Source organism: Oscillibacter valericigenes (assembly GCF_021531435.1).
GTDB lineage: Bacteria > Bacillota > Clostridia > Oscillospirales > Oscillospiraceae > Oscillibacter > Oscillibacter valericigenes_B.
Window position 1 is genome coordinate 1 of sequence record NZ_JAFBIS010000066.1, and the last position, 1,531, is coordinate 1,531.

Annotated in this window: 1 protein-coding gene; it reads right to left on the reverse strand. The window is 45.0% G+C overall.

Features of this window, described 5'->3' with window-relative positions; all coding sequences use genetic code 11:
* On the reverse strand, positions 1-1,443 hold a 1,443-nt coding region (locus JQM68_RS13555; RefSeq protein ID WP_235223551.1), incomplete at its 3' end, for a transposase.
* Between the last annotated feature and the right edge of the window lie 88 nt (positions 1,444-1,531).

A 1,531-nucleotide genomic window follows, 5' to 3' on the forward strand; every position in this document is an offset into this window, starting at 1 on the left:
TCCCAGAGCCTCGAGTTCTGTAAAGACTGTCTGCAACGTATGAACCCAATATTCATCATCCGACTTGGGGCATGATGGAGCATCAACTCGTCGCCACGCGCTCGCAAGATCATCCATCAGTTCGCCATAGCTCATCTGATTGAGAAGGCCGGCTTTCGTAGCCTTTCGGATGATCCGACAGGTAGCAATTGTACTGATAAAGTTCACAAACTCTGATCCGATAACAGAAAAGTCACCCTGTACATTTGTTTTGTCAAGGCATTCATCACTTTTGTAGCGGTGAAACACAAGTTCAAGCAGCCAACGGTCATCGTAGCACAGGTAAGCCGCTTTTGGATCCAGATCCAGATCGGACTCAAATACGATTGTCCCGAAAACCGAAGCCTTTTTAGCATACTTTTCTGAATCAAAGTTGCTTTTGTTTTCCGCTTTGGCAAGGAAATCCGCTTCTTCGATTGCGGCCCTTCGTGCATCTCGGTATGCATACAGGAATCTTCCGCCTTTGATTTGCTTCTTTTTATAAACGATGTGCCCTTCCACGCCTTCCAGCACACCTTCAAAAGAAAGCATATCATTGTCCTTGATACGTAAATCATTGCGCTTGAGCGGTGTCAGAAAATGAAGTTCCGGACGTTCCTTGAGTTCTTCGCTGATCTTGCTTGGGGGAAAACCCTTATCCGCAACTATAATACCCTTCCGGATATCATTGTCCCGGATGAAGGAAGCATAAGAAGATGCATCAATACTGTTGCCAGGAAACACTTCCGAGCAGAGTGGTTCCATCTGTTCAATGTCATACGCATAAATCACAGAAACCTCGCTGCACCCTCTTGTTCTGGCTTTGTAGGAATAAGCAGACAGGTCATTCACCGTGCTGTTATCCTGCTTCAGCGTTCCATCAATAGCGATATGATGATCTTTCGCAACAGAGGAAAGCCGTAACTGATAGAATGTTTTTCGCTTCGTACCATCCTGACCTATGCGCTGCAGCAGATTGCCAAGCGTGTTTTTGGACATAGCGGCATTGGGATAATCCTTACACACGAACGTCCGATTATAATGGGTAGACATTCGTCCGAGCGTTATCTTTGGTTTGATAACACGAAGTGTCGCCATGGACATGATGCTGTAAGCTTCATTAACCGGATAAACCTTCAGAAGATCTTGGAGAATATCCTCTGAAACAGATTTCACAAGTGCAGAAGCGCCATAGGAAAGCATATCTGGACCTTCCGCTGCGGTCGCTTCTTGAAGCGGAACATATTGATTGCCGATGATATGTCCAATTACCTTTCCGTTTCTTGGTTGCGGATTACCACCCGGGACATATTTGGATGAAGAACGCTGACGGACAGCATAGCGCTTTAGGCTGTCTTTTCCACTGTCATCAACGATCGTATTTACCGGCCTTGGCACTGCGCGTATTTCTGCTGGAACTGCCATAAAAACCACTCCTTTATATAGTCCTATTGTATCATATTAGTACTATATAGTAAATGCTTTTATGACATTTTTTGCAAAGAACTTTTAG